The 25889-nt window shown below is 32.1% G+C and carries 21 protein-coding genes; 5 read left to right on the forward strand and 16 right to left on the reverse strand.

Features of this window, described 5'->3' with window-relative positions; all coding sequences use genetic code 11:
- Positions 1-15 precede the first annotated feature (15 nt).
- The 6 genes from sufB to BLT88_RS00910 form a co-directional block, all read right to left on the reverse strand.
- A complete protein-coding gene (gene sufB, locus BLT88_RS00885) occupies positions 16-1464 on the reverse strand; it encodes a Fe-S cluster assembly protein SufB (RefSeq protein WP_091952382.1) in 1449 nt (482 codons plus the stop codon).
- 48 nt (positions 1465-1512) lie between these two features.
- Positions 1513-1842 carry an iron-sulfur cluster assembly accessory protein gene (locus BLT88_RS00890; RefSeq protein WP_036784464.1) on the reverse strand — a complete coding sequence of 110 codons (330 nt, stop codon included), beginning with the start codon at positions 1840-1842 and terminating at the stop codon, positions 1513-1515.
- A 106-nt stretch (positions 1843-1948) separates the two neighbouring features.
- Positions 1949-2965, reverse strand: coding sequence for a cytochrome-c peroxidase (locus tag BLT88_RS00895; protein WP_091952383.1), 1017 nt, complete (start codon positions 2963-2965; stop codon positions 1949-1951).
- Between the two features lie 131 nt (positions 2966-3096).
- Positions 3097-3831, reverse strand: a complete 735-nt coding sequence (locus BLT88_RS00900) for an MbnP family protein (protein WP_091952385.1) — start codon at positions 3829-3831, stop codon at positions 3097-3099.
- 3 nt (positions 3832-3834) lie between these two features.
- Positions 3835-5163: a hypothetical protein gene (locus tag BLT88_RS00905; RefSeq protein ID WP_091952386.1), complete on the reverse strand. Its 1329-nt coding sequence runs from the start codon at positions 5161-5163 to the stop codon at positions 3835-3837.
- Positions 5164-5166: 3 nt separating this feature from the next.
- Positions 5167-6711: a choice-of-anchor B family protein gene (locus BLT88_RS00910; RefSeq protein WP_091952388.1), complete on the reverse strand. Its 1545-nt coding sequence runs from the start codon at positions 6709-6711 to the stop codon at positions 5167-5169.
- Between the two features lie 405 nt (positions 6712-7116).
- Between BLT88_RS00910 and thiL the strand changes: the two genes are divergently transcribed.
- Positions 7117-8166, forward strand: coding sequence for a thiamine-phosphate kinase (gene thiL / locus BLT88_RS00915; RefSeq protein WP_091952389.1), 1050 nt, complete (start codon positions 7117-7119; stop codon positions 8164-8166).
- Between the two features lie 294 nt (positions 8167-8460).
- Here thiL and BLT88_RS00920 read toward each other — a convergent pair whose 3' ends face one another.
- The 3 genes from BLT88_RS00920 to BLT88_RS00930 all read right to left on the reverse strand — a co-directional run bounded on the left by BLT88_RS00920 (position 8461) and on the right by BLT88_RS00930 (position 11773).
- Positions 8461-9018, reverse strand: coding sequence for a GNAT family N-acetyltransferase (locus BLT88_RS00920; RefSeq protein WP_091952391.1), 558 nt, complete (start codon positions 9016-9018; stop codon positions 8461-8463).
- A gap of 123 nt (positions 9019-9141) precedes the next feature.
- Positions 9142-10944: a glycoside hydrolase family 2 TIM barrel-domain containing protein gene (locus BLT88_RS00925; RefSeq protein ID WP_231960034.1), complete on the reverse strand. Its 1803-nt coding sequence runs from the start codon at positions 10942-10944 to the stop codon at positions 9142-9144.
- A gap of 49 nt (positions 10945-10993) precedes the next feature.
- Positions 10994-11773 carry an alpha/beta fold hydrolase gene (locus BLT88_RS00930; RefSeq protein WP_091952392.1) on the reverse strand — a complete coding sequence of 260 codons (780 nt, stop codon included), beginning with the start codon at positions 11771-11773 and terminating at the stop codon, positions 10994-10996.
- A gap of 92 nt (positions 11774-11865) precedes the next feature.
- On the opposite strand from BLT88_RS00930, the gene BLT88_RS00935 reads away from it, so the two are divergent.
- Both BLT88_RS00935 and brnQ read left to right on the forward strand, forming a co-directional pair.
- Positions 11866-13416, forward strand: a complete 1551-nt coding sequence (locus BLT88_RS00935) for a serine hydrolase (protein WP_091952394.1) — start codon at positions 11866-11868, stop codon at positions 13414-13416.
- A gap of 2 nt (positions 13417-13418) precedes the next feature.
- The gene (gene brnQ / locus BLT88_RS00940; protein WP_091952395.1) at positions 13419-14684 is read left to right on the forward strand and encodes a branched-chain amino acid transport system II carrier protein; all 1266 of its coding nucleotides are present in this window, start codon (positions 13419-13421) and stop codon (positions 14682-14684) included.
- Between the two features lie 170 nt (positions 14685-14854).
- On the opposite strand, the gene ppk2 is transcribed toward brnQ, so the two are convergent.
- Positions 14855-15622, reverse strand: a complete 768-nt coding sequence (ppk2, locus tag BLT88_RS00945) for a polyphosphate kinase 2 (RefSeq protein ID WP_091952397.1) — start codon at positions 15620-15622, stop codon at positions 14855-14857.
- 176 nt (positions 15623-15798) lie between these two features.
- Between ppk2 and BLT88_RS00950 the strand changes: the two genes are divergently transcribed.
- Positions 15799-16581 (forward strand): alpha/beta fold hydrolase, encoded by a 783-nt coding sequence (locus BLT88_RS00950; RefSeq protein WP_036784439.1) that lies wholly within the window; start codon positions 15799-15801, stop codon positions 16579-16581.
- A gap of 47 nt (positions 16582-16628) precedes the next feature.
- On the opposite strand, the gene BLT88_RS00955 is transcribed toward BLT88_RS00950, so the two are convergent.
- From BLT88_RS00955 to BLT88_RS00965, 3 genes are all read right to left on the reverse strand, one after another.
- Complete coding sequence (locus tag BLT88_RS00955) at positions 16629-17921, reverse strand: aminopeptidase P family protein (protein ID WP_091952398.1); 1293 nt, start codon at positions 17919-17921, stop codon at positions 16629-16631.
- A 102-nt stretch (positions 17922-18023) separates the two neighbouring features.
- Positions 18024-19343: a DEAD/DEAH box helicase gene (locus BLT88_RS00960; protein WP_091952400.1), complete on the reverse strand. Its 1320-nt coding sequence runs from the start codon at positions 19341-19343 to the stop codon at positions 18024-18026.
- A gap of 162 nt (positions 19344-19505) precedes the next feature.
- On the reverse strand, positions 19506-19781 hold the full coding sequence (locus tag BLT88_RS00965; protein ID WP_091952402.1) for a GlsB/YeaQ/YmgE family stress response membrane protein: 276 nt from the start codon (positions 19779-19781) through the stop codon (positions 19506-19508).
- 132 nt (positions 19782-19913) lie between these two features.
- On the opposite strand from BLT88_RS00965, the gene BLT88_RS00970 reads away from it, so the two are divergent.
- A complete protein-coding gene (locus BLT88_RS00970) occupies positions 19914-22745 on the forward strand; it encodes an exo-alpha-sialidase (protein WP_091952404.1) in 2832 nt (943 codons plus the stop codon).
- 29 nt (positions 22746-22774) lie between these two features.
- Here BLT88_RS00970 and BLT88_RS14205 read toward each other — a convergent pair whose 3' ends face one another.
- From BLT88_RS14205 to BLT88_RS00985, 3 genes are all read right to left on the reverse strand, one after another.
- Positions 22775-24040 carry an outer membrane beta-barrel protein gene (locus BLT88_RS14205; RefSeq protein ID WP_091952406.1) on the reverse strand — a complete coding sequence of 422 codons (1266 nt, stop codon included), beginning with the start codon at positions 24038-24040 and terminating at the stop codon, positions 22775-22777.
- A complete protein-coding gene (locus BLT88_RS00980) occupies positions 24025-24582 on the reverse strand; it encodes an RNA polymerase sigma factor (protein ID WP_036784428.1) in 558 nt (185 codons plus the stop codon). The genes BLT88_RS14205 and BLT88_RS00980 overlap by 16 nt, the downstream gene beginning before the upstream one ends.
- 120 nt (positions 24583-24702) lie before the next feature.
- The gene (locus BLT88_RS00985; RefSeq protein ID WP_091952407.1) at positions 24703-25746 is read right to left on the reverse strand and encodes a kelch repeat-containing protein; all 1044 of its coding nucleotides are present in this window, start codon (positions 25744-25746) and stop codon (positions 24703-24705) included.
- Between the last annotated feature and the right edge of the window lie 143 nt (positions 25747-25889).

A 25889-nucleotide genomic window follows, 5' to 3' on the forward strand; every position in this document is an offset into this window, starting at 1 on the left:
ACAATTCACAGAATTTTAACCTACTGACCCTTCTAAACTAATTTCTAATAATTTTTGAGCTTCTACAGCAAATTCCATTGGAAGTTTATTTAAAACTTCTTTACTAAATCCGTTTACAATTAGAGCGATTGCTTTTTCAGTGTCAATTCCACGTTGATTGCAATAAAATAACTGCTCTTCACCAATTTTACTGGTAGTTGCTTCATGCTCTATTTGTGCAGATTTATTTTTAACTTCAATGTATGGAAAAGTGTGTGCTCCACATTCATTTCCCATTAACAAAGAATCACATTGTGAAAAGTTACGAGCGTTTTCTGCTCTTGCATTTATTTGCACTAACCCTCTATATGAATTTTGTGATTTACCTGCAGATATTCCTTTAGAAATAATAGTTGATTTGGTGTTTTTTCCCAAATGAATCATTTTGGTTCCTGTATCTGCTTGTTGATGATTATTTGTTACTGCAATCGAATAAAATTCTCCAATAGAATTGTTTCCCTTTAAAATACAACTTGGGTATTTCCAAGTTATTGCAGAGCCTGTTTCTACTTGTGTCCAAGAAATTTTAGCATTTGTTTCACACAAACCTCTTTTGGTTACAAAATTATAAACACCACCTTTTCCTTCTTTGTTTCCAGGATACCAGTTTTGCACAGTAGAATATTTAATTTCTGCGTCGTCCATAGCTATGAGTTCTACAACCGCTGCGTGTAGTTGATTTTCATCTCTACTTGGCGCTGTACAGCCTTCTAAATAAGAAACATAACTACCTTTATCTGCAACTACAAGCGTTCTTTCAAACTGGCCTGTTCCTCCTTCATTAATTCTAAAATAGGTTGATAATTCCATCGGACAACGAACTCCTTTTGGAATGTAACAGAAAGATCCATCAGAAAAAACTGCTGAATTTAATGCTGCATAAAAGTTGTCTGTGGTTGGTACAACAGTGCCTAAATATTTTCTTACTAATTCTGGATGTTCTTGAATTGCTTCAGAAATAGGCATAAAAATAATCCCTTTTTCGCCGAGTGTTTTCTTAAAAGTAGTTGCAACAGAAACAGAATCCATTACAATATCTACAGCAACATTTGCTAGTTTTTTTTGTTCATCTAAAGAAATCCCTAAACGTTTAAAAGTATCTAGTAATTCTGGATCTACTTCATCTAAACTATTTAATTTTGGTTTTTCTTTGGGCGCAGAATAGTAAGCAATATCTTGAAATTTTGGTTTCGTGTACTGCACATTTGCCCATTCTGGCTCTTCCATTTGTTCCCAAACTCTGTAAGCTTCTAGGCGCCATTCAGTCATCCATCCTGGTTCGTTTTTCTTTTTAGAAATGGCACGAACTACATCTTCATTTAAACCCTTGGCAAAAGTCTCACTCTCTATATCTGTATAAAAACCATATTCATATTCTTTGGTTTTTAATTCTTCTTTTAAATCGTCTTCCGTATACTTACTCATAATTTTTCTTTTTACTTCCTTCCTTTTGGGAAGTTGAAATGGATGTCTTTAAAGTGAAAAACTTTCTCCACAACCACAAGTTCTATTTGCGTTTGGATTATTAAAAACAAAACCTTTTCCGTTTAAACCTCCAGAAAATTCTAGAGTAGTCCCAACTAAATATAAAAAACTCTTTTTGTCAACAACGATTTTTATATCATTTTCTTCAAAAACCTTATCGTTTTCTTGTTGATTTTTATCAAAAGTTAAATCGTAGGATAGGCCTGAGCAACCACCACTTTTTACGCCAACTCTTACAAAATCGGTTTCTGAGTTAAAGCCATCGTCAGTCATTAATTCTACGACCTTCTTCTTTGCTGTGTCTGAAACTTTTATCATATGTTTAAATAGATTAAATCTAAATTGAGTGCAAATATACGATATAAGTCGAAGAAAAACGAAGAACTTTCATTCCGATATTCAATAACTTGATTGGTTTTATTGATTACCTCTGAAACGTGGGGTTGTTTATAAAATCATAATCAGAAAGTGTTTGTAAAAAGGCTTTTAAGTTAGATTTATCTTGGGTTGATAAGTGGACACCGCCTTCATCGACCTTTTTCATAAGTGGGTCTATTGTAGGGGATCTTTTCAACCCTTCGGAATAATGATTGATTACTTCTTCTAAAGTTGCAAACCTTCCATCATGCATATAAGGCGCGGTGAAGGCTAAATTTCTAATGGAAGGTGATTTGAATTTGCCATTATCCTTTGGGTCTCCTGTAATTTTTCCAAGACCTAGGTCTACAAAAACATTGTCTAAACCATTATTATGAAACTTATTATCCGACCAGATAGGATTATTATCACTGCCGTGACAATGAAAACAATCTCCTTTTGATTCGTCCATAAAAACATCAAATCCGTTTTGTTCTTCTGGAGTTAAATTTATTTCACCACGCAAGTATTTGTCGAATTTAGAGTTGCCCGAAATCAGTGTTCTTTCAAACTGAGCAATGGCTTTAGTAACTAGTGTAGAATCGATTATGGAGGTGCCAAATGCTCTTAAAAACAGGTCTTTATATTCTAAATTATTTTGTAATTTTTTAGTAATATTTTCCCAATTTCCATGCATTTCTATAGGATTAGAAACAGGTTCTAAAGCCTGTTTTTCTAAACTAAATTCTTTTCCATCCCAAGCAAAGCGTTCGTCAAAATTCCATGCTAAATTAAATAAAGGCATTGCGTTTCTTGTTCCTAAATTATCGTTAACTCCATTGCTAAATTGTTGTTGGTCGGTAAATGATTTCTTTGGATCGTGGCAAGAGGCACAAGATTGTGTCTCGTCTCCAGATAATATGGTGTCAAAGAATAATTTTTTACCCAAAGCAACGCCTTCTTGCGTTAAAGGATTGTCCGCAGGAATTATAGGCGCAATTAATTTGTCTGCAAAAAGGATGGGAATTTCTAAACTGTAAGGAATTGGGGTGTAGATTTCTTCTTCTTTTGATGCGCAGTTCATCAAAAGAAATAAGGAAATAAGAAATAGGTATCGTTTTTTCATTTTTACTTGACTATCATTCCGAGAAATGGAGCAATCTATTTATTGCTGGATAGATTATATTTTTATGAATTATTAGGAAAGATAGATTTTTATTGATTTACTTTCCCCAAACTAAATACGGATTTTCCATTCATACTCATCATTTGTTGAGCTTCAAAATTCGGCATTAAAACGGTGTTCAATTCGTTTAAATTCCAAGTGTTTGGATTTTTAAACCATTCTGCAAGATTCATTTTAATTGTAATGTCTGCATTATTTGTAATTTCTACCGTTCCTAAACTTACTTCAAAAGAGGTGTCTTCAAATTTTAAATTAGTTGGGTCATTTCTATCCACAGCTCTAATGGCGTGGTAATTAAAACCAGCTTCTTGATCGTTATTATCTTCATATTTTCCATCAAATTGCATATAATGATAACCACCACCCAACATACCCGGAACATTAAAACTTACAGTGTTTAAATCAGGATAGATACCGTCTTTGTTATCTTCATCTGAAAAACCAAACCTAAATGAGAGGTCGTAAACGCCGTCAGTAAAGTCCGTAATTGAGATGGAAGTTCCAGAATTTTCAGTAAAATCTATCAAATGATAGTTTTTTGAGCCTGCCAAACTAATATTTGAAATGAGGTAACGTAATCTTTCAATACTTACTTTGTTGCCATTTGCATTTATAAATTTTAGTTGGTTAAAATCTTGATTGGTAATTATTGTTCCATCCCAATGATGAGAGAAATTTAAGGTTATTGTTCTATTTTCTTCCTCTTCTGTACAAGAAGAAAAGGCGACTAGTAAGATACATAGAAAAGTAATGATATTTTTCATTTCTTATTTCATTTGAATTATTAACGCATCTGTAAACCCTTTATTTTCTCTAATATCTTGGTCTGAACTACTACTTTCACCAACAGCGATAATTGCCTTATTATTCAACTCAGTAATCCCATATAAAAAATCTATTTGTGACCCACCAATTGTTTTTTGCCATAAAAGGCTTCCGTTGCTATCAATTTTTAAAATGAGCGCATCATTTTGTCCATTATTTTCAAAATCATTATCTAAACTTCGAGAGCTTCCTGCGATTAAAAAGCCGTTGTCTTGCGTTTTATAGATAGCTCTTGCAGTATCAAAACTTGTTCCTCCAATCGTTTTTTCCCAAATCAAACTTCCTTCTGCAGAAAATTTTACAATCCAAACATCTGCGGCACCATTATTTTCAGAAACATCTATATCTAAACTTCTAGTATCGCCAACCACCATAAAATTACCATCACTTGAAGTTGTAATTGCTCTGGCTTCGTCAATTTCAGACCCACCAAAACTTTTTTCCCAAATTAAACTTCCTGTAGGGGCTATTTTTATAATCCAAAAATCATAGGTTCCTAGATTATTTGAAATATTAAAGTCATCACTGTCTGATGAGCCCGCTATTATAAAATTATGATCGTCAGTTTCGACAATTCCTAGTGGTATTTCTGTAAATGAGCCGCCAAAAAACCGGCTCCATTCTAAATTGCCAGTAAGGTCTGTTTTTATCACCCAATAATCTCCACCAGAATGGTTTACTGCAGTTGACTTTGCGTTTCCCTCTCCGCCAGAACTAGAAACATCTAAGACACCAGTTATAAGAAACCCACCGTCTTTTGTCGCTAACAAAGCAGTACCAAAATCGGCGCCAGAAAACCCGAATGTTTTTTCCCAAAGAAGGCTTCCTGAAGAAGAAATTTTTAACAACCAAAAATCTTGAGCACCTGCATTTGCTGAAACATCTATATCTGAACTTTTACTGTACCCTAAAACAGCAAAACCACCATCTAAGGTTTGTACAATGTCTGCGGCTCTATCATCTTCTGAGCCACCAAAAGTTTTTTGCCACTCTAGGGTGTTGTCGAAAGAAAACTTTGCAACTAAATAGTCAAAAGATTCATTTGTTTTTGAATCGAAATCAAAATCGTTACTCTGCGTAAAACCAACAATAATATAACCACCATCTGTCGTTTTTTTTATAGAAGAAAAGGCTTCATTTTTAGAGCCACCCAAAGTTTCAACAAAGTCTAATTTAATGGTTGTTTCAATTACCTCAGGGATACCGAACACGTCTTTTTTAGAGCAGCTGAAAAGAATAAAGAAACAAAGAACTACCCAATATTTAGTCATTTTTTATGGGTTACTTTTTTTAATTACAAAAAAACCATTGTCGATATCACTAATAATAATATTTCCACTCGGAAAATAAGGATACACATTCCAAACACCATTAAATGCTGTATTATTGTTATTTGGGTACGTGTCAAAAAATCCAACTTCATTAAAATCTTTGTTATCTCCATTCGAGACATCAATCATTCTTACACCAGCGGTATAATTTGCTTGATAATAAATATTCTCTTTTACATATCCATTGTGGTCTATGGCTGCTGTATTACCAAAATAATCGAAATGATGCGACGGATTGTCTAAGTCTGTAAAATCAAAAATGATGGATCTTGTATTATTTCCAAAATCTCTTTCATCTAATTCATCTCCTAAGATAAAATATTTTAAATCTTCAGTAAACCACCCTTGATGCGCATAGGCTACATTAGAATAACTAATTGTAGAAATTATGGTTGGTGTTGTTTTATCCGTAATATCTGCTATTACTACTTCATTTTCATTACTACCAATTAAAATTTCTTTTCCAGTATAATCTGTATCGGGCCCATTGTATGTAATTACTTGAGCATCATGTGAATATCCTCCTTCACTAAAACCACCTTCACTAACGGGGTTTTTTGGGTCTTGAATATTTATAAATATTGGACCGCCGCCATAGGTAGAATTTCCGCTTGCTCCTACGATATAGGCATAACCACTCGTTTCGTTAATAACAATATTATGAGCCTTTCCAAATTCAGTGAAATTTGTATCGGCTGTAAACGTTGCCGGAGTGTTTGAAACATTTCTTAATCTAGTTAAATCAAACACTTGCATTCCGTGATTAGAAGCTTCACTGACGATGAAAGCATGATCTTTATAAACCTTAATATCCCTCCAGCTACTATTAACAGATGCTGTAGGTAACTTACCTAAGTATACAGGGTTTTCGGTATCTGTAATATCTATAAAAGCGGTACCATTATTTAACCCCATAATAGCGTATTCTTTACCATTTGTAGCATCCGTCCAGCCCCAAGAATCATTTCCCGCAGATGCAGAAAAAGTAGCTAAAGGTATATTTAACAGTAAATCATAATCATTACACGGGTACCCATTTGCAATTCCATTTTCACAAACAAATTTGTTTGTTGATGCACAGGCGTCACCAATGCCGTCATTATTTTCATCTTCTTGATTCGGGTTTGCTATGTTTGGACAGTTATCTTCACTGTCTTTTATACCGTCGTTATCACTATCATCGTCATCATTGTCGCAAGTATCACCTTTTCCGTCATTATCTACATCTGTTTGTGCAGGATTTGCAATTAAAGGACAGTTGTCATCGGTATCTAAAACACCATCATTGTCATCATCATCATCACAAAGATCTCCTATTCCGTCATTATCTGAATCTAATTGGTCTTCATTCTGTGTATCTGGGCAGTTGTCAGAAGAGTTAACTATTTGGTCATCATCTCTATCATTATTAACCTTTTCATCTGGAGAACAAGAAAAGACTAATGAAAATAAAAATAAAAAAATTATTGTTTTAAATGTCTTGAGCATAATTAATTTTAATTATTAAGATGTAAATTTAAAGATTAACTTATAGATAAAATAGTTAAAAATAGTTAAAAATAGTTAAACTATTCAGTTATTTGAAAACCACTATCCAAAGTTTGGAAAAGGAGTGTAAAAGCATTATACTTTTTTAAGTGGTTATTTTTTTTTCTTATTCCAGCTTGTTTTTTAAATAGAATTTAGCACCCCAAAAATTAAAAAATTTATTTTTAAGATATTTTTAGACCAAAATTGTTTCACAAATAGTCTGACAGGCGAAGCTTTTCGTTAACAAAAAGAAAATCAGTTTTTTACGATGCATATACTTTTAATTTGCCACTAAATTCAAGTTGTTATACATCTCTTTTGAATATGCGCTATAAAATTTAAGAATGTGCCTATCTTTGCAGTATGTTAGAAGATAAAAACACACAAAAAACATCGTTAGCTGAACTTGGTGAGTTTGGTTTGATAGATCATATTACAAAATATTTTAAGGTTGAAAATTCGTCAACAGTAAGAGCTGTTGGTGATGACGCAGCTGTTTTAGATGCCTCAGAAAAACAAACGTTAGTGACCACAGATTTGTTAATAGAAGGCGTACATTTTGATTTAAGTTACATGCCGTTAAAACATTTAGGCTACAAAGCCGTAGTGGTTAATTTATCGGATGTATATGCTATGAACGGAGTTGCAGAGCAAATTACAGTTTCTATTGCTGTTTCTAATCGATTCCCTTTAGAAGCAATTGAAGAGTTGTATGCAGGGATTCAGTTGGCGTGTGAAACGTACAAAGTAGATTTAATTGGCGGAGATACAACATCGTCAACCAAAGGAATTTTAATTTCTGTTACCGCCATTGGGAAAGCAAACAAAGAAGATGTTGTGTATAGAAACACCGCAAAAGAAACCGATCTAATTGTGGTTACTGGTGATTTAGGTGCCGCTTATTTAGGGCTACAAGTTTTAGAAAGAGAGAAGCAAGTTTTTAAAGTAGACCCAAACAATCAGCCAGATTTAGATAATTATACCTATTTAATTGAACGTCAATTAAAACCTGAAGCACGAAATGATGTTGCGGGTTTTTTAAAAGAATTGAGTATTAAGCCAACGGCAATGATTGATATTTCTGACGGACTGTCTTCAGAACTTTTTCATATTTGTACACAAAGTAAAGTAGGCTGTAAAATCTACGAAGATAAATTGCCTTTAGACCCTCAAGTTATTTCTACCTGTGAAGAATTTGAATTAGATTCTACGATGGTTGCTTTAAGCGGTGGTGAAGATTATGAATTGCTATTTACAGTGCCTATTGCTGATTTTGACAATATAAAAGGGAACCCAAATTTTTCTATTATAGGGCATGTTACTGCTGAAAATCAGGGTTTAAACTTAATTACAAGAGCTGGTCAAGAAATTGAATTAAAGGCGCAAGGTTGGAATGGCTTAAAGAAAGACTAGGTTTTTTTTTGGATATTTCGGTGAGCTTGTCTAGCATTAGGTTCGTTAATTATTGTTATGATAGTTTCTGAATAACCAAAATATTGGGGCATTCAGAGGGAAGTATGATCAAAGTAATTTCATGAAGTAAAACTAAAAAAAAAACAGATTACCACATCGTTTCTCTTAGCAATGATACAACCGACTGTTACTCAATTTATAGAAGCGTTAATTTGATTTTCGATCGAAGTAATGAAGCCCAAACAATGATACATGAGCGTTTAATATTTTATATCAAAACTAATTGAACGTTTTTTACGTGAGGTTTTGCCATACATTCCTATTGATTTCGTAGCAAATACATTTTTGGTGTTTTGGATATTTTTTTAATTTTGGATGATTAAACTCACCAACTTTTTGCATCCCTATTTTTTTCATAACGCTTTCTGATTTGCTGTTTTGTTGCGTACAAACTGAAATTATTCTATCTAAATTTAGTGAACTGAACGCAAATTCAAGACATTTTTTTGCACCTTCGGTTGCATATCCATTTCCCCAGCTATTTTTTTTCAATCGCCATCCAATATCAGTTGCAGGTGTAAAATCAGTTTTATATTCTTGGTATGCTAAACCAATAAACCCGATGAACTCTCCCGTTTTTAAAATTTCAGTTGCAAAGTAGGTATATCCATTTTCTTGATAATGGTTTTGCAGTCTTGCAATATATTCTGAGGTTTCTTTATGCGTTAGCGATTTTGGGAAATGTTCCATCACCGCCATATCAGCATTAATTTTCGTAAATTCAGTGAGGTCCTTTTCATTCCAATTCCGAAATCCGAGTCTTTCAGATTTAAAGAGGTATTCTTTTTTCAATTTGAAGCTATTTTTTTAAACTGTGGTAAAATAATTATATAGAATATTTTATATCAAACCTTTAAGGTAGTTGATTGTTTTTTAAAAAGTTAAGCACGCATTATTTTTTGATGGGGTATTTATTTACTCAAAAACCACATCATCTAAGAAAATATCTTGTGCGGTGCCATCCGCAGAAGAAAAGAGTACCAGTCCAGATCTAATGTAAGAAAGATCTAATTTTTCGGTTTTAATCGTATACTTTTTCCATTTGGTAGAAAGTTTAATTTCAATAGCTTTTTTTGAAGAATCAGGAAAAGGTTTGTCTTTGCCAATTAACCCAAAACCAATGGTAACTTTCACCTTTTTTTTACTTGCTTTTGCCCAGAAACTAAATGTTGTAGCTCCAGAAATATCGAAGCCACCCAACTTATCTCCCCAATTATTTGGCGGATCTACAAAACCTAAACCATACCAATTATATACTTCTTTGTAACGTATTCTTAAGGATGCTTTTCCAAAATGCACCCCTTCTGTGTGCTGTAAATCTACCTCAATATCTTTGTAATTCCCCATATAAGCAGTTGGACTAAAAGGGTTTTTCTCCCCATCTTTATAGACATAAAAAGGCAACGTTGCTTTGGCTACCAAGAATTTTTTATGTTTAGCGATTTCGTCTTCAATGAGAATCGAGTTGGAGGCAATACCTACATTATTATAGGTGTCTTTTACGGTTACATATACTTTAATACCGCCATGCTCTTTTGGTAATTTAACCTGAAAGCCATTGGTATAATTTCCTCTAAAATTGAGTTTGTTCAATTGATCTCTGCGCTTGCGGCTTCCTGTTCTTTGATTGTAAAAGAAACTAAAACGTAAAGCTTCATTTTCAATGTCAGAAACTTTTAAAGAAACAGGTACCCAAGTTTCACTTTTAAAAGCACCTTCCGGCAACGTAAATTCTTGAATTTCAGGAACATTATTTATCGGCTTTTTTTCGGTAAATGCTTCTCTAATTGCCCAATATTGTGGACGATAATTACCTTGGTAATGTGTAAATAACCAAGGAGCAATAAAATCTTTTCCGTCAGCAAAACTAAATACATACACTCCTAAGCAATTAGGCTTACTCTGAATCCAATTAATATATCCCTTTGCAATAGCATCATATTTTTGTGAATCAGAAGGTTCTTTTTTAACGCCGTTTTTTTCTTGTTTAATGTCCCATTCACCCGTAACTCCAAACTCAGTAATTATATAAGGTTTATCAATCTTTCTTTTTTCGAGTTCTGAAGTTAGAAAACTAGCTCCAGCGCCATAACTATTCAACCCATAAATGTCAATTGAAGGCACATATTTTTGCCACCAATCTAATCCAAAAGTCCAGGCTTCTACTGAGGTAATAAGGTGGTTTTTATCAAGTTCTTTTATCTTTTTACAAATGGTTTCTAATAGTTTAGAATACACTTTTTTTTCAGGGTCAGTAGCCATGTTTAAGTAGACCTCATTTCCTACTCCCCAAGTTAAAATTGCAGGATGGTTTTTATACGTTTCAACAACTTTAATGGCCTCGTCATAAAGCTCTTTTTTTCCTTTTTCATTCTCTAAATAATCAAAAGAATCATCTGCTTCCATACCGGGTCTTCCATGGCGCATCCATATACCTAACATAACTTTTATTTGGTGTTTATGAGCAGCATCTAATAATTTTTTGGTGTTTTTTCCGGAACCCCAAGTTCTAATGGTATTGACTCCTAAAAAATTTAAATCTTTAAAATGTTTGTCATAATTTGCTACATCATTTTCATAGCCAAAAGTAACTCCTTTCACTTCAAAAGGATTTTCATCCACCAATAAAACCCAGGCATCATTCTCTTTTTTGATGGATGTTTGAGCGGAAATAGTATGCACAAGGAAGCAGGCACTGAACAGGATTGTGCAAAGCATTTTTTTTGTCATGGAATAAAATGATTTGAGCTTTAAAAATATTAAATATTTAGCAACTTTTTATAAATTTTTTTAAGGTTGCAATCAATTCGGATGTATTCTCAATATGACTCATATGTCCATCAGGATAAACAACAAAATCAGAATTGGTATTTTTAGCTTCTTCTAGCGATGTTTGAAAGTCTAAAACAGGATCTTTCTCGCCAATAATGAGTAACTTTTTAAAATTGCTTTCTAATAAAATATGATTGGTGTTTTCCCTATTTTTCATCCCTTCATTGGCAGCAATATAACCTTGAATAGAAGTTTTTAAAGCTTCCTTTTTTACGGCTTCAATTTCGTCTTTAAATTTTAACAAGTTTTTGGAATGAAATAAATTTGAAATTGACATTTTTACCATGCTTTCAAAATTATTTTTTGCCATTTTATTAGCTCTGGTTCTTAGTTTTTTGCGTTCTTCAGGGTCTTCATTAGAAGTTGAATTTACCAAACACAGCCCCTTTATTTGCACAGGGTTTGTTTTGGCGAGCGCTAAAGAAATATAACCTCCTAAAGAATGACCAACCAAAATATACTTTCTAATTTTTAAATGTTTTATTACTGCTTTGATGGTTTCTGCAAACAATTCCATAGAATGGAGATACCCTAAACAATCAGAATTTCCATGACCCAATAAATCAACCGTAATTACTCTGTTTCTTTTGCTAAGTTCTGGAGCAATATCATTCCACATGCTAGCATTCTCTAAAAACCCATGAATCAGAACTATAGCGGTACCTTTTCCTTGATCCGTATAATAAATATCCGCGTTTTTATAAGCTAAAACCATAGAAACAAAGATACCATTTGATTCGTTTTTAGAAACTTAAAACATCATAAACTATTTACTATATTTGAGGTGAATTCAATACAACTAGTCTTATGTTTTTCAAAAAAGTATCACTTCTTGTCCTATTTATAGTTTCCTTATCTATAAACGCACAAATTGATGGCAAACAGCTCGATAATTTGGTAAAAGAGACCTTACAAACTTTTGACGTTCCTGGAATTTCTGTCGGAATTATAAAAGACGGGAAAATTGTTTACGCAAAAGGTCATGGCGTTCGTTCTTTAACCAACAAAAAAGAGATGAACGAAAACACTCTGGTTGGTGTTGCTTCTAACAGCAAAGGCTTTACTTGTTTTGCTTTGGCGATGCTGGTAGATGCAGGAAAGCTAAATTGGGATGATAAAGTAAGAAAACACATTCCGGAATTTCAGTTATATGATGCTTGGGTAACAGCGCAATTTACTGTGAGAGATTTGGTAACGCATAGAAGCGGAATGAGCTTAGGAGCAGGAGATTTGATGTTTTTTCCTGAAGGAAATAATTTTACATCTAAAGATGTTATTAAGAATGTAAAATATTTAAAACCTGTGAGTTCATTTAGAAGTGAGTTTACGTATAATAACAATATGTTTATTATTGCAGGGGAAGTTTTAAAACGGGCAAGTGGTCTTTCTTGGGAAGAATTTATTGAAACTAAAATAATGAATCCTGTTGGAATGACGCATAGTAAAGCATCTTATAATAGGGTTACAGATAGAACAAATATTATTGACGCACACACAAGAGCAGAAGGAAAAGTGATTCAAATTCCGCATGATTGGAGTGCAACTGCAAATCCTGCTGGAGGCATTGTGAGCAACGTACATGACATGCTTACCTGGGCAAATTTTTTAATGAATGATGCCGTTACCAAAGATGGAAAACGATTATTGAGCGCGAAACAATTTCATGAATTATGGCAATTACAGACTCCTTTAAAAGTTAGAAAAAACGACAGTTATAGTGCTAATTTTAGAGGGTATGGTTTAGGTTGGTTTTTAACGGATGTAAAAGGCGGTTACAAACAAGTTTATCATACAGGAGGTCTGCTTGGCACAGTAACTCAGTTTACCATGATTCCTGATTTAGGTTTAGCCATTGTGGTATTAACCAATCAAATGAATGGAAGCGCATTTAATACCATTACAAATACGATAAAAGACACCTATTTAGGGTATGAAGATAGAGATTGGTTAAACAACTATGGAACTAAAAACGCCAATTATTTAAAATATAATGATAGCATAAAAGCAGCAGTTTTTACGAAATCAGCAATTGCTAAAACGAATAAAAACGTACCAAAAGCATCCCAAATTGTAGGTACTTATAAAGATGATTGGTTTGGAAATATTATAATTTCTAATGATGGAAAAACGTACAGTATAAAATGTGAACGTTCTTTGAACTTAGTTGGTGAATTATTGCCATACAATCAAACAACCTTTGTTGCTAAATGGAAGAATAGAAGCTATGATGCAGATGTATTTGTGCAATTTTATTTTGATGAAAAAGGAAATGCAACGAGCGCAAAAATGAAATACATTGCACCAATAACAGATTTTAGTTTCGATTTTCATGACTTAAATCTTAAAAAAGTTAAATAATTTTGAATAAGAAAAAAGAAATTTGGATTGCAGGTTTTGCATTATTTTCGCTCTTTTTTGGCGCAGGAAATTTAATTTTACCACCCACTTTAGGCGTAAAATCAGGCTTAGACTGGTGGATTGTTGTTATTGGTTTTGTACTAACCGCCGTAACAATTCCTATTTTGGCAATTTTTGCACACGCAAAACTGCAAGGGACTTTATACGATTTCGGGAAGAAAGTTTCTCCGTTTTTTAGCACTGTTTATTGTTTACTCATTTATACAATTGCAATTGCAATTCCTTCACCAAGAACAGCTTCTGTAACACATGAGATGGCAATTCACCCTTTTTTTGGAACAAGCTCTTTACTAACAAGTAGTATTTACTTTTTATTGGTCTTTATTTTTGCGGTAAATCGTTCTAAAATCATCAGTTTAATTGGTAAGTTTTTAACCCCAATTATTGTTTTAATTCTATTGGTAATTATTGTAATTGCCATTTTTACTTCTTCAGGAACCGTAAATTCATCAACATTTACAACCCCTTTTGTAGACGGAATTTTAGAAGGTTATCAAACTTTTGATGCCATTGGAGGTGTCGTTGTTGGTGCAGTAATTATAATCTCTTTAAACTTAAGAGGGCATACTTCTTTTGAAGCAAAAAAAGAGCTGATAACGAAAGCAGGATTTATTGCAGGAACAGGTTTGTTTTTAGTCTATGGAGGTTTAATTTTAAGCGGATCTTTATTCAGTGCAACATTTGCAGAAAACGCCACAAGAATTGAAGTTTTATCAGGACTAGGTACAAAAACGTTGGGTAATTTTGGAGCCGCTTTTTTAAGTATTTCTGTTGCTTTAGCATGTTTTACAACTGCAGTTGGTATTGTAACAGGAACAGCAGATTATATCAAAGGAATTTTTAAAGGTTCTAAAACAGCCTACATTGCTACAGCTGCAATTGCTTCTGTAATCGGAATTATTGTAGGTAGTTATCAAGTAGATTTTATTATTACATTAGCGGTACCCGCATTAATGTTTTTATATCCAATTACAATTGTGTTGATTTTACTAAATATTGTCCCAAATAAATATGGTACAAAACTTGTTTTTAGAGGGGTGGTTTTGGTAACCTTTATCTTTAGTATTCCAGATTTTTTAGGATTCATCATACCCAGAGAAAACTTAACAGGAATTAAAAGTATAATTCCCCTAGCTGAATTTAGTTTGGGTTGGGTAATTCCTGCTTTTCTGGTTTTCGTTGGGTTGAATTTGATACAGAAAAAGTAACTTTTTAATGCTCACAAAAATCTTTTTTTAGTTTATTGTTGTCTAAAATTTCTGAAATTTGTGTTTACAAAAAACAAAACAGCAAAAAAATATAGGAACTAAACTTGTGTTAAAATAAAAAAGACAAACAGAAATGTTTGTCTTTTTCTTTATTTTATAAAAATGCGCTATTAAAACTTCTCTGGCACAAAAGTTTGATAATCCATTGGAGGTCTTACGTATCCTTTACCATCTGGCAATGGAGGAAGTTCTATAGGTTTTACATCTAATTTTTCATAGGGAATTTTGCTTAAAACATGACTAATACAATTTAGCCTAGCTTTCTTTTTATTGTCAGAATTTACCACAAACCAAGGAACTTGTTTTGTATCTGTATGTGCAAACATTTGATCTTTAGCTTTAGAATATTCTAACCATTTAGCGCGCGATTCTAAATCCATAGGACTAAATTTCCAGCGTTTTAAAGGATTAGAAATTCGATTTTTAAAACGTCTTTCTTGTTCTTCATCACTCACCGAAAACCAGTATTTTAAAACGATTATTCCAGACCTAACTAACATGCGTTCAAATTCGGGACAAGAACGTAAAAACTCATCATATTCATCATTTGTACAAAACCCCATTACTTTTTCTACACCTGCTCTATTGTACCAACTTCTATCAAAAAGTGCAATTTCGCCAGCAGCGGGTAAATATTGCACATACCTTTGAAAATACCATTGTGTTTTCTCTCTCTCTGTAGGCACGCCCAAAGCAACCACTTTACAGATTCTAGGGTTTAAAGGCTCTGTAAAACGTTTAATTGTGCCACCTTTTCCAGAAGCATCTCTACCTTCGAAAATAACAACCACTTTTAAACCTTCTTTTTTTACCCATTCTTGCATGTGTACTAGTTCTATGTGTAATTTTTCAAGTTCTTTTTCGTAATTAAATTTCATTTTTTTACTTTTTTCAGAATTAGATTTTATTCTGTAGGTAATTTACGAAAAATTGAAAAAAAGGAGAATAGGTTTCTTATTTTAAATTAATTAACCTTCAAATTGGTGTTTAAGTCTTTATAAAATTAAAAGCCTTATTTTTGTAAAGATTAATTACAAAATTAGACAAAAGGCACTTGTTAAATTACTATTCTTATTCTCATAAAACATCCACAAAGTGGGTAACTTTTGTTCACGGAGCAGGAGGCAGTAGTTCTATTTGGTACAAACAGGTGCGCGATTTTAAAAAACATTTTAATGTTTTAATCTTAGATTTACGAGGTCACGGAAATAGCAAGCCAAAGCTAAAAGATACCTTTAAAACAAAGTATACTTTTGATTCTATTACTTCAGATATTGTTGAGGTTATTGACCATATTAAAATAGAAAAATCTCATTTTATTGGAATCTCTTTGGGCACAATTTTGATTCGGAATTTAGCTGAGAAAAGACCTGATTTGGTGCAAAGTATGATTATGGGTGGTGCCATTATAAAGATGAATTTTCGCTCTCAAGTTTTAATGAAAGTGGGTAATATTTTTAAATCGGTGGTTCCTTATATGCTTTTATATAAACTCTTTGCATTTATTATTATGCCTAAGAGAAATCATAAAAAGTCGAGATTATTGTTTGTAAATGAAGCGAAGAAATTATATCAAAAAGAATTTTTACGATGGTTTAAATTGACTTCAGAAATTAATCCGTTGCTGCGATTTTTTAGAACAAAAGATATTAAGATTCCCACATTATATGTTATGGGGGCAGAGGATCATTTGTTTTTACCCTCAATAAAAAATATTGTTTCTAAACATGTTACCTCATCCCTTTTTGTAATTGATAATTGTGGTCATGTTGTAAACGTAGAGCAACCAGAAACTTTTAATACCAAAACGATTGGTTTTATAAATTCGTTAGCATAAAAAAAACGAGTTGTATAACTCGTTTTTTAAGTATGTATATTTCAAGTTTAACCTTGCATAATGTCTTCAATTTCAGCTGCTTCAATAGGAATATTACCCATTAAATTAAAAGGTTCCCCTTTTTCTTGAATTACAACATCATCTTCTAAACGAATTCCAAAACCTTCTTTAGGTATATAAATTCCAGGCTCTACAGTAAACACATTATTTGCTTGCATTGGTTCGTGTAATAAGCCATAATCATGGGTGTCTAAACCAATGTGGTGGGAAGTTCCGTGCATGAAATATTTTTTATAAGCAGGCCAATCTTTATCTTCATTTTGAACATCAGCTTTGTCTATTAAACCTAATTTAAGTAATTCTGAGGTCATTATTTTGCCAACTTCTACATGATATTCTTTCCATAAAGTTCCTGGAAGTAGCATTTTTGTAGCTTCTTTTTTTACGTGATTTACAGCATTGTAAACTGCTTTTTGTCTGTCAGAAAATTTACCAGAAACAGGCACTGTTCTCGTTAAATCACTTTTGTAAGTCGCATATTCTGCGGCAACATCCAATAAGATTAAATCATCAGCCTTACATTGTTGATTATTTTCTATATAGTGTAATACATTTGCGTTATTCCCTGAAGCAATAATTGGCGTGTAAGCAAATCCTTTTGAACGGTTTCTAACAAATTCATGCAATAATTCTGCTTCAATTTCATATTCCCAAACAGCTGGTTTTATAAATTTTAAAATTCTACGAAACCCTTTCTCTGTTATATTACAAGCCTGTTGCATTAAGTCTAATTCAATTGGATCTTTTACAGCGCGCAGACGTTGCAAAATAGGATTACTTTTTGCTACAGAATGTGCAGGATATTTTGCTAGCAACCATTTTGTAAAACGATCTTCACGCGTTTCTGTTTCTACATTGGCTCTATAGTGTTCATTGGTATTGATGTAAAAAGTATCACAGTAACAAGACATTTCGAAAAACACTTTCTCTAAATCTTGCAACCAGTAAACTGTTTTAATACCGGATGTTTCAAAAGCCGCTTCTTTTGTTAATTTTTCACCCTCCCAAACAGCAATGTGATCATTGGTTTCTCTTACAAATAAAATTTCTCGCAGGTTTTCATTAGGACAATCAGGAAACAATACCAGAACACTTTCTTCTTGATTTACGCCGCTTAAATATAAAATATCTGTGTGCTGTTCAAAAGGAATAGTACTATCTGCACTTATTGGATAAATATCATTAGAATTAAAAATCGCTAAACTATTTGGCTTCATTGCTGAAGCAAAGTTTTTGCGATTTTTTATAAATAATTGTGAGTTAATTTTATCGTATTTCATACAGCTGTATTTATGTTGAAATACAAAGGTAATAATATTTCTATTGCTATTAACTTTGAAATTACGCTGGCCTAAACTGTTTTTTAACCTTGCAGTATTTTTTTAGTAACGTTTCTTTTTAGGTGCTCCAGTTCTTCCTCTTCCCGAAGTAGTATCCGCCGATTTGTTCTCTCTAAAATATGCTTTACTTTTTGTTTTATTTGCTTTCGGTGAATTTGAATTTCTTGATTTATTTTTCTTCCCAAAAGAACCTTTGCTCTGTGAAGCTGCTCTTTTAGGAGGAGCTGTATCTGTTGGTTCAAAACCTTCTACAATCGTAGATTTTAATTTCTCTTTTAGTAATTTTTCTATTTCACTTTGGTATTCACTTTCTTCACTACACACCAAAGAAATTGCTTCTCCTGCCGCTCCTGCTCTTCCTGTTCTACCAATTCTATGAACGTAATCTTCTGGTACATTTGGTAGCTCAAAATTAATAACGTGAGGTAATAAAGGAATATCTAAACCACGTGCTGCAATATCTGTGGCAACTAAAATTTTGATTGTATTATCCTTAAAATTCTTTAAGGCTTTTGTTCTAGCACCTTGACTTTTATTCCCGTGAATTGCGGCAGCAGAAATTCCAGCTTTTACTAGTTTTTCAGTTAATTTATTAGCACCATGTTTTGTTCTTGTAAAGATTAAAACTTGGTTCCAATTTCCGTCTTTTATTAACTTAATAGTAAACGCTGTTTTTTTGCTTTTATCAACCTTATAAACCTTGTGTGTTACTTTTTTTGCTGTTGAATTTTGTGGAGCCGTTTCTACAGAAACAGGATTTCTTAAAATTCCTGAAGCTAACTTTTTGATATCATTAGAAAAAGTGGCAGAGAATAGTAAGTTCTGGCGCTTTGTAGGCATAAAGCTAATGATTTTGTTAATATCTCTAACAAAACCCATATCTAACATTCTATCTGCCTCGTCGAGAATTAAAACCTCAACACGCTTAAATGAAACTGCTTTTTGATCGTGTAAGTCCAATAATCTACCCGGAGTTGCTACCAAGATATCTACACCACTTCTTAAGGTTGCAATTTGAGGTTTTGCTTTTACACCACCAAAAACAACAGCAGATCTTATGTCAACATATTTACTGTATTCTCTAATATTATCATGTACTTGTGCGGCCAATTCTCTTGTTGGGGTTAAAACGAGTGCACGTAAAGGTCTATATTTTGGGTGCTTTGTTGCTACTAAATGCTGCAAAACAGGTAAAGTAAAACCTGCAGTTTTTCCTGTTCCTGTTTGTGCAGAAGCTAATATATCTTTTCCTTCTAAAATATGAGGAATTGCTTTTTGTTGAATTGGAGAAGGAACTGTGTATCCTTTTTCGTGAACTGCTTTCACTAAAGCATCCGATAAACCTAGGTCTTTAAATGACATTTATAATATTTAAGAAATTCTTTCTGTTCTGTATAGAAATGCAAATGTACATTGATTAATTGTTAAGAGTCTGTAATATGCACTTTATATTATTTCATGAAATTTACCATCAAAAAATAAGATGCCCTTCAGCATCTTTTAATTTTTTTTAGTTCGCTTAAATTAACGATTTCTTCTTCCTCTATTTCTTCCTCCCCTAATAAGCCCAAGAATAAATAAAATAATAATAGCGCCAACAGCACCAATAATAATCTGATTTAGAATAGTATGGCCAACATTAATGGTCAATCCTAATTGAGCAAAAGCCCAACCTCCAATATAACTACCAGCAATACCTATGATAATATTTATGACTAAACCATAGCCATTGTTTTTCATAAGAGCATCAGCGATATATCCACAAATAGCACCAATAATTATTGTATATACGATTCCCATTTCCCCAAAAAATTTAATTGATTAATTATTGCTAATTTAGTGAAAAAAAATAAAATATTTTTTTTATCACTTAGGCCCATTAGAGAAGTATTCTAATCCTTTTGATAAACTTATTAATTCAATAAACAAAACATGAAAAAAATTATACAGTATTTACTTTTTTTATTCAGCGGTATTTTAATTGCGCAACAAACAGCTAAAAGTGCTGTTTTAATTGAAAAGGCTCTTAAAGAGAAAGAAATTTTAGAAAAAACGTCTCTAGTAAAAAACGTCAACTTTACAAATATAGGTCCAACTATAATGAGTGGACGTGTTGCAGATATTGATGTAAACCCAAATAATACCATGGAATTTTATGTGGGTTATGCCTCTGGAGGCTTGTGGTATACAAAGAATAATGGAACAACTTTTACACCAGTTTTAGATAGTTCGGCAACACAAAACGTAGGAGATATCGCTATAGATTGGAGCTCCGGAACAATTTGGGTTGGTACTGGTGAAAAAAATTCTTCTCGCTCGTCTTATGCAGGAATAGGTGTTTTAAAATCTATAGATAAAGGTAAAACTTGGAACAATGTAGGTTTGTTAGATTCTCACCACATTAGTAGAATTCTTATTAATCCAAAGAATACAGATGAAGTAGTAATTGGAGTTATTGGTCATTTATATTCTTCGAATAAAGAAAGAGGAATTTTCAAAACTACGGATGGAGGAGAAACATGGACTAAAACTTTGTTTATTGATGAAAATACAGGTATAATTGACGTACAGCCCGCCCCAAATAACTTTGAGACTCTTTATGCTGCTTCTTGGGAAAGAAATCGTAAAGCATGGAATTTTCATGGAAATGGAAGCAAATCGGCCATTTATAAAAGTACAGATGCTGGAGATTCTTGGGTAAAAGTTTCAGATAAAAGTGGTTTTCCAATGGGAGATGGAGTTGGTAGAATTGGGTTGGCTGTTTTTAATGAAAATATTGTTTATGCTTTGCATGATAGCCAGTTTAGAAGAAAGGGAAATACAAACAAAAAACCTTCAAGTACTTTAACGAAAGAAGATTTTAAAACAATGTCTGCTGGAACATTCTTAAATCTTACAGATAAAAAGTTAAACTCATATTTAAAAAACAACGGATTTCAGGAAAAATACAGAGCAGAGAATGTAAAACAAATGGTGAGAGTTGGTTCTGTAAAGCCAATAGATTTAGCCAAATATTTAGAAGACGCAAATTCTTTGTTATTTGACACCCCTGTTGTTGGAGCAGAAGTTTTTAAAACTATAGATGGAGGAGCGTCTTGGAAAAAAACGCATGAAGATTATTTAGATGGGTTGTATTATTCTTATGGATATTATTTTGGTGAAATTAGAGTAGATTATCAAGATGAAAATGGAATTTATGTAATGGGAGTTCCAATTTTAAAATCGAAAAATGGAGGAAAAACATTTAAATCAATTAGTAGAGAAAATGTACATTCAGATCATCAAGCTTTATGGGTAAACCCAAAGAAATCTGGACATATTTTAAATGGAAATGATGGAGGTTTAAACATGTCTTATGATGATGGGGACAGTTGGATAAAATTAAATAGTCCTGCTGTTGGACAATTTTATTCTGTGTATGCAGATAATCAGAAAAATTACAAGGTATATGGAGGATTGCAAGACAACGGTGTTTGGACAGCATCACATGATGCTAAAATCAACAAACGTTGGCATCAAACAGGGCAAAATCCCTATGAATCTATTATGGGAGGTGATGGAATGCAAGTGCAAGTAGATGATAGAAATCCAAATATTGTGTATACAGGATATCAATTTGGAAATTATTTTCGAATTGATAGAGCATCAGGAAAAAGAACATATATTCAGCCCAAACATTCTTTAGGAGAAGCCCCGTATAGATTTAATTGGCAAACACCCATTCATTTATCAAAACACAATCAAGATATTTTATATTTAGGAGGTAATAAATTACACAGAAGTTTAAATCAAGGACATACTTGGGAAACTATTTCGGGAGATTTATCATCTGGCGGGAAAAAAGGGAATGTAGCTTATGGAACCTTAACTACTATTTCTGAAAGTCCGTTTCAATTTGGATTATTATATGCAGGCTCAGATGATGGATTAGTGCATATTTCTAAAAACGGTGGAGGTTCTTGGTCAAAGATTTCAAATTCATTTCCAAAAGATTTATGGGTTTCTAGAATTGTAGCCTCATCACATAAAAAAGAACGCGTTTATATAAGTTTAAACGGTTACAGATTTGATGATTTTACACCATATATTTTTATGTCTGATGATTTTGGACAAACTTGGAAAAATATTGGAAACGCAATTCCAATAGCTTCAGTAAATGTAATTAAGGAAGACCCTGTAAACAAAAACATGTTGTATGTTGGCACAGATAATGGGCTGTATGTTTCTTTTAATAAAGGGAACTCTTGGGAAGTTTTTTCAAGGAATTTACCGAATGTGGCTGTGCATGATTTAGTGATTCAGCCTACAGCAAAACATTTAATTATTGGCACTCATGGACGAAGTTTATACAAAGCAAACATTGCTCCTTTACAATTGCTTACGGATGATTTAGCCGAAAAATCAGCACATTTTTTTGCAATTAATTCGATAAGAAAAAGCAACAATTGGGGAAGCTCTAGAGGTAACTGGTCTCCTCCGAATATTCCCGAAATAAATATTTCTTTCTACTCAAATGAAACGAAAAAAGTTATTGTTGATGTTTTTTCTAACGATATAAAAGTAAATTCAATCTCTGTGGACGCAGATAAAGGTTTTAATGAAGTTTTATATGATGTTTCTTTCTCTAAAAAAGGTAGAAAAGCTTTTGTTAGTAAATACAAAGAGAGTGCTTTAAAAAATGCTAAAAACGGAAAGTATTATTTGCCAAAAGGAGTATATACTGTAAAACTGGAATCAGCTACAGGAAGGTTTGAGATATATTAGATTTTTAATCGCTCTATACTTCTAAAGTATTAAAACCTATAGCCTATTCCGGTGTGCATGCCTATTACAAAAGGTGCTGTTTTGTCGCTATACCTATTATAAGTTTGGTAATGTTTTTTAAACATTATAGCCGTATTAAAAACAAATCGTCTAGATAAATTATAATCAATATCTAATCCGATATTAAAACTAACACTGTAAGTTGATAAATTATTTGCTGTCGCAATTTTTTTAGTAAATAAATCTGTTTTTGCAAGAATTTCGTTTTTGTTTAAGTATAATAAACTTAAACCCCCAATAAAATTAGTTCTGAATTTTGATTTGTTATAGAGTCTGTATTTAATTTCAATTGGCAATTCTAAGTATCCAATTGTTTGGATTAAATCTGATTTTTGAGCCTCAGGTTCACCAGGGAGGTTTCGGTTGTTGTTTGAAAACCTAATAAGAACGTCAGGATCATAATTTACATTTAATAAACTATTATTTCCTTTAATTCCCTTAAGAAATAATTCCTTTGTAATGAAGCTAAGCTCTTTTGATATAATTCCTGTTTGTAAATAAACCTTATCCGATAGTTTAAATCCAATTTTATATCCAAACAATTTTGAAATTAAGCCAGATGATGGATTATCATCAAAACGACTATCGATCACTGAGCTGTTTTTTGTAAATCGACCTGAATTTGAAAAGCCAAAAACTGGTGTAACAATCCATTTTTTTTCATTTTTAACAGGTAACGAATCTTTTTTACGCTTATGTGCTAAAGAATCAATTTTATTTATTTTTTTCTTAACCGAAATACTTTTTTTATCTTTTTGAAAACTATCATCTTTTAGAATTTCTTCTGTTTTATTATAATCATATGCTTTTTTATGGCGATTTGATTCTAATTTATTATTATCCTTTGTTTTTATTGTATTATAGTTTTGGCTATTTGATAATTCAGATCTCTTTTCAACTGAAATATTTGAAACTGGGGAAAATATTTTCTTGGTTTTTTTATTTTTTAAGTCTTTTATTAAGTTGCTTTTCTTTTTAGTTTTAACTTGTTCATCCTTCAATTCTTTTAAATTTGTGTTCTTGTGAAAATTTATTGGTAACTCTTTTTTAGGAGGATAAAACACTAATATAGAAATTATTAATATTACAAAACTGATTCCAAAAACTGACCAAAAAATACGCACTCGTCTTCTTTTTCTTAACTTAGTCTCAATAGCAATCCAAACTTCAGAAGGTAGATTAACTTCAGAAGTTTGTATTTTTTTTTGGAATAATTTGTCTAAGCTAATCTGCATAATTTATTTATTTCAGATTCATCATTTATTTTTTTTTGTAATATTTTTCGCGCTCTATAAAGATTAGATTTTGATGTACCTATAGATATTTTGAGTAGCTCAGAAATTTCTTGATGAGAATATCCATCTAAAACATATAGGTTAAAAACTATTTGATATTTAGGAGGCAGTTCTTTAATTAAAGATAATAGATAATCAAGATTTATATTTTTTTCATCAATATTTACAAAGACATCTTCTTCAGGTATTTGAAAATTTTCTATTGAGTCAAATTGCAATATAGATTGATTTCTGAATTTTTGAAGAGCTACATTTACAGTAACTCTTTTTAACCATCCTTCAAAAGAACCTTTGTTTTTAAATTTTGAAATATCTTTAAATATCATTATAAAACTATCTTGCAGTGTGTCTTGTGCATCTTGCTGATTTTTAGAATATTTTAGGCATACTCTGAAGAGTTTATCAGCAAACAAGCTATAAATTTTGGTTTGTGCACTTAAATTTTGACGGCAACATTTTTGTATGAGAACTTCTATATCTATAACTGATTTTTATTAAGATTAATAAGTGGTTTACTTAATTTAGTATCAATTATTTGAAATAAATAGAAGTTCTCTTCAAAAAAAAATACAACTCTCTTTCATGTGTTGTTTTGTGCATATTTATTTTAAACTTGCTGTTAGAATTGACCATTCAGATTGTACATTTTGGCCATTACCTGGACTGCCAAATAAAATATTTATTTTATCGTCTTTCACCATCATTTGATGAATGGCTTTTAGGCCTCCTTCGGAATCTAAATTAGTTTCAATTTCTTTAAAAATATTTGTACTAGGGTCAAATGTACCAATAAAAGAAGTTTTATCATCCGCATAAAGCCCTTTATGTCCAGCTATTAGTATGATCTCTCCATATTTATGAACATAAGTAACATCTGCTGCTGCGGTCATACTAAGTTCTTCATAATTTAATGAATTATCTAAAGGATAAATATAAATTTTATTTGTTGCCTGAAAATCTTCATACAAAGCACCTCCAAAGACATATATTTTTTCATTTACTACTGCAGCACTGGCTCCAATCATAGTTTCAGGAGTGTCAATAATTTCTTCAAATAGTTCTTCAGAATTAATATTTAGTTTGTAAATTTTTTTATTTTCTTTCGTTGAGGTATCAGGTCGATACCCTCCTATTATGTAGGTGTTTCCATTGTCCGTTGCAATTCCAAACTTACTTAGAGTGAAATATGGGTTTTTTGCATCTATACCAAAGTAACTTCTACTTGAAGGTTCATCAACGATGTTTAAGTCGTAGGTTTTTAATTCGGTGCCACCAATTGATACAAGTTGATTGTTACTAATGGTTAATTGTTTTGTAATAAATCCACCAGGAGAGGTGTTTTTTCTAGTTAGTTGATTTGTGTCTAGGTTTAATTTAAAAATCTCTTCTTCAGTTGTATTCCCTGAGGACTCATTTTCTCTACATGAAATATATAAGCTATTTTCTGATGTTGAACTCGTCATTCCAATATGAGGTCCTCCTAAAAGATTTGCCTCAAAAGTGTAGGCCTCTTCAAATGAAAGATTTGTTATTGGGTTTGGGTCTTCAATTATAGGGTTTGTTGTCTCATTTATAGCATTGGATTCGCAGTTGTAAAAAGATATTGAAGCAATTAATAATATTAGGGGTAAGATTATTTTTTTCATTTTAAACTATTTTTTTAATAATTATATGTATTAGGTGCAAATACTTTTAAAAGGTTGCGTTAAGATTTTATTTTTTTACTTTTGTTTTGAAACATGTAATTAGTAGAATAATTAATTTTTAACTGGATGAAAAATTTCAATAG

The organism is Polaribacter sp. Hel1_33_78, from assembly GCF_900106075.1.
Classification (GTDB): Bacteria; Bacteroidota; Bacteroidia; order Flavobacteriales; family Flavobacteriaceae; genus Polaribacter.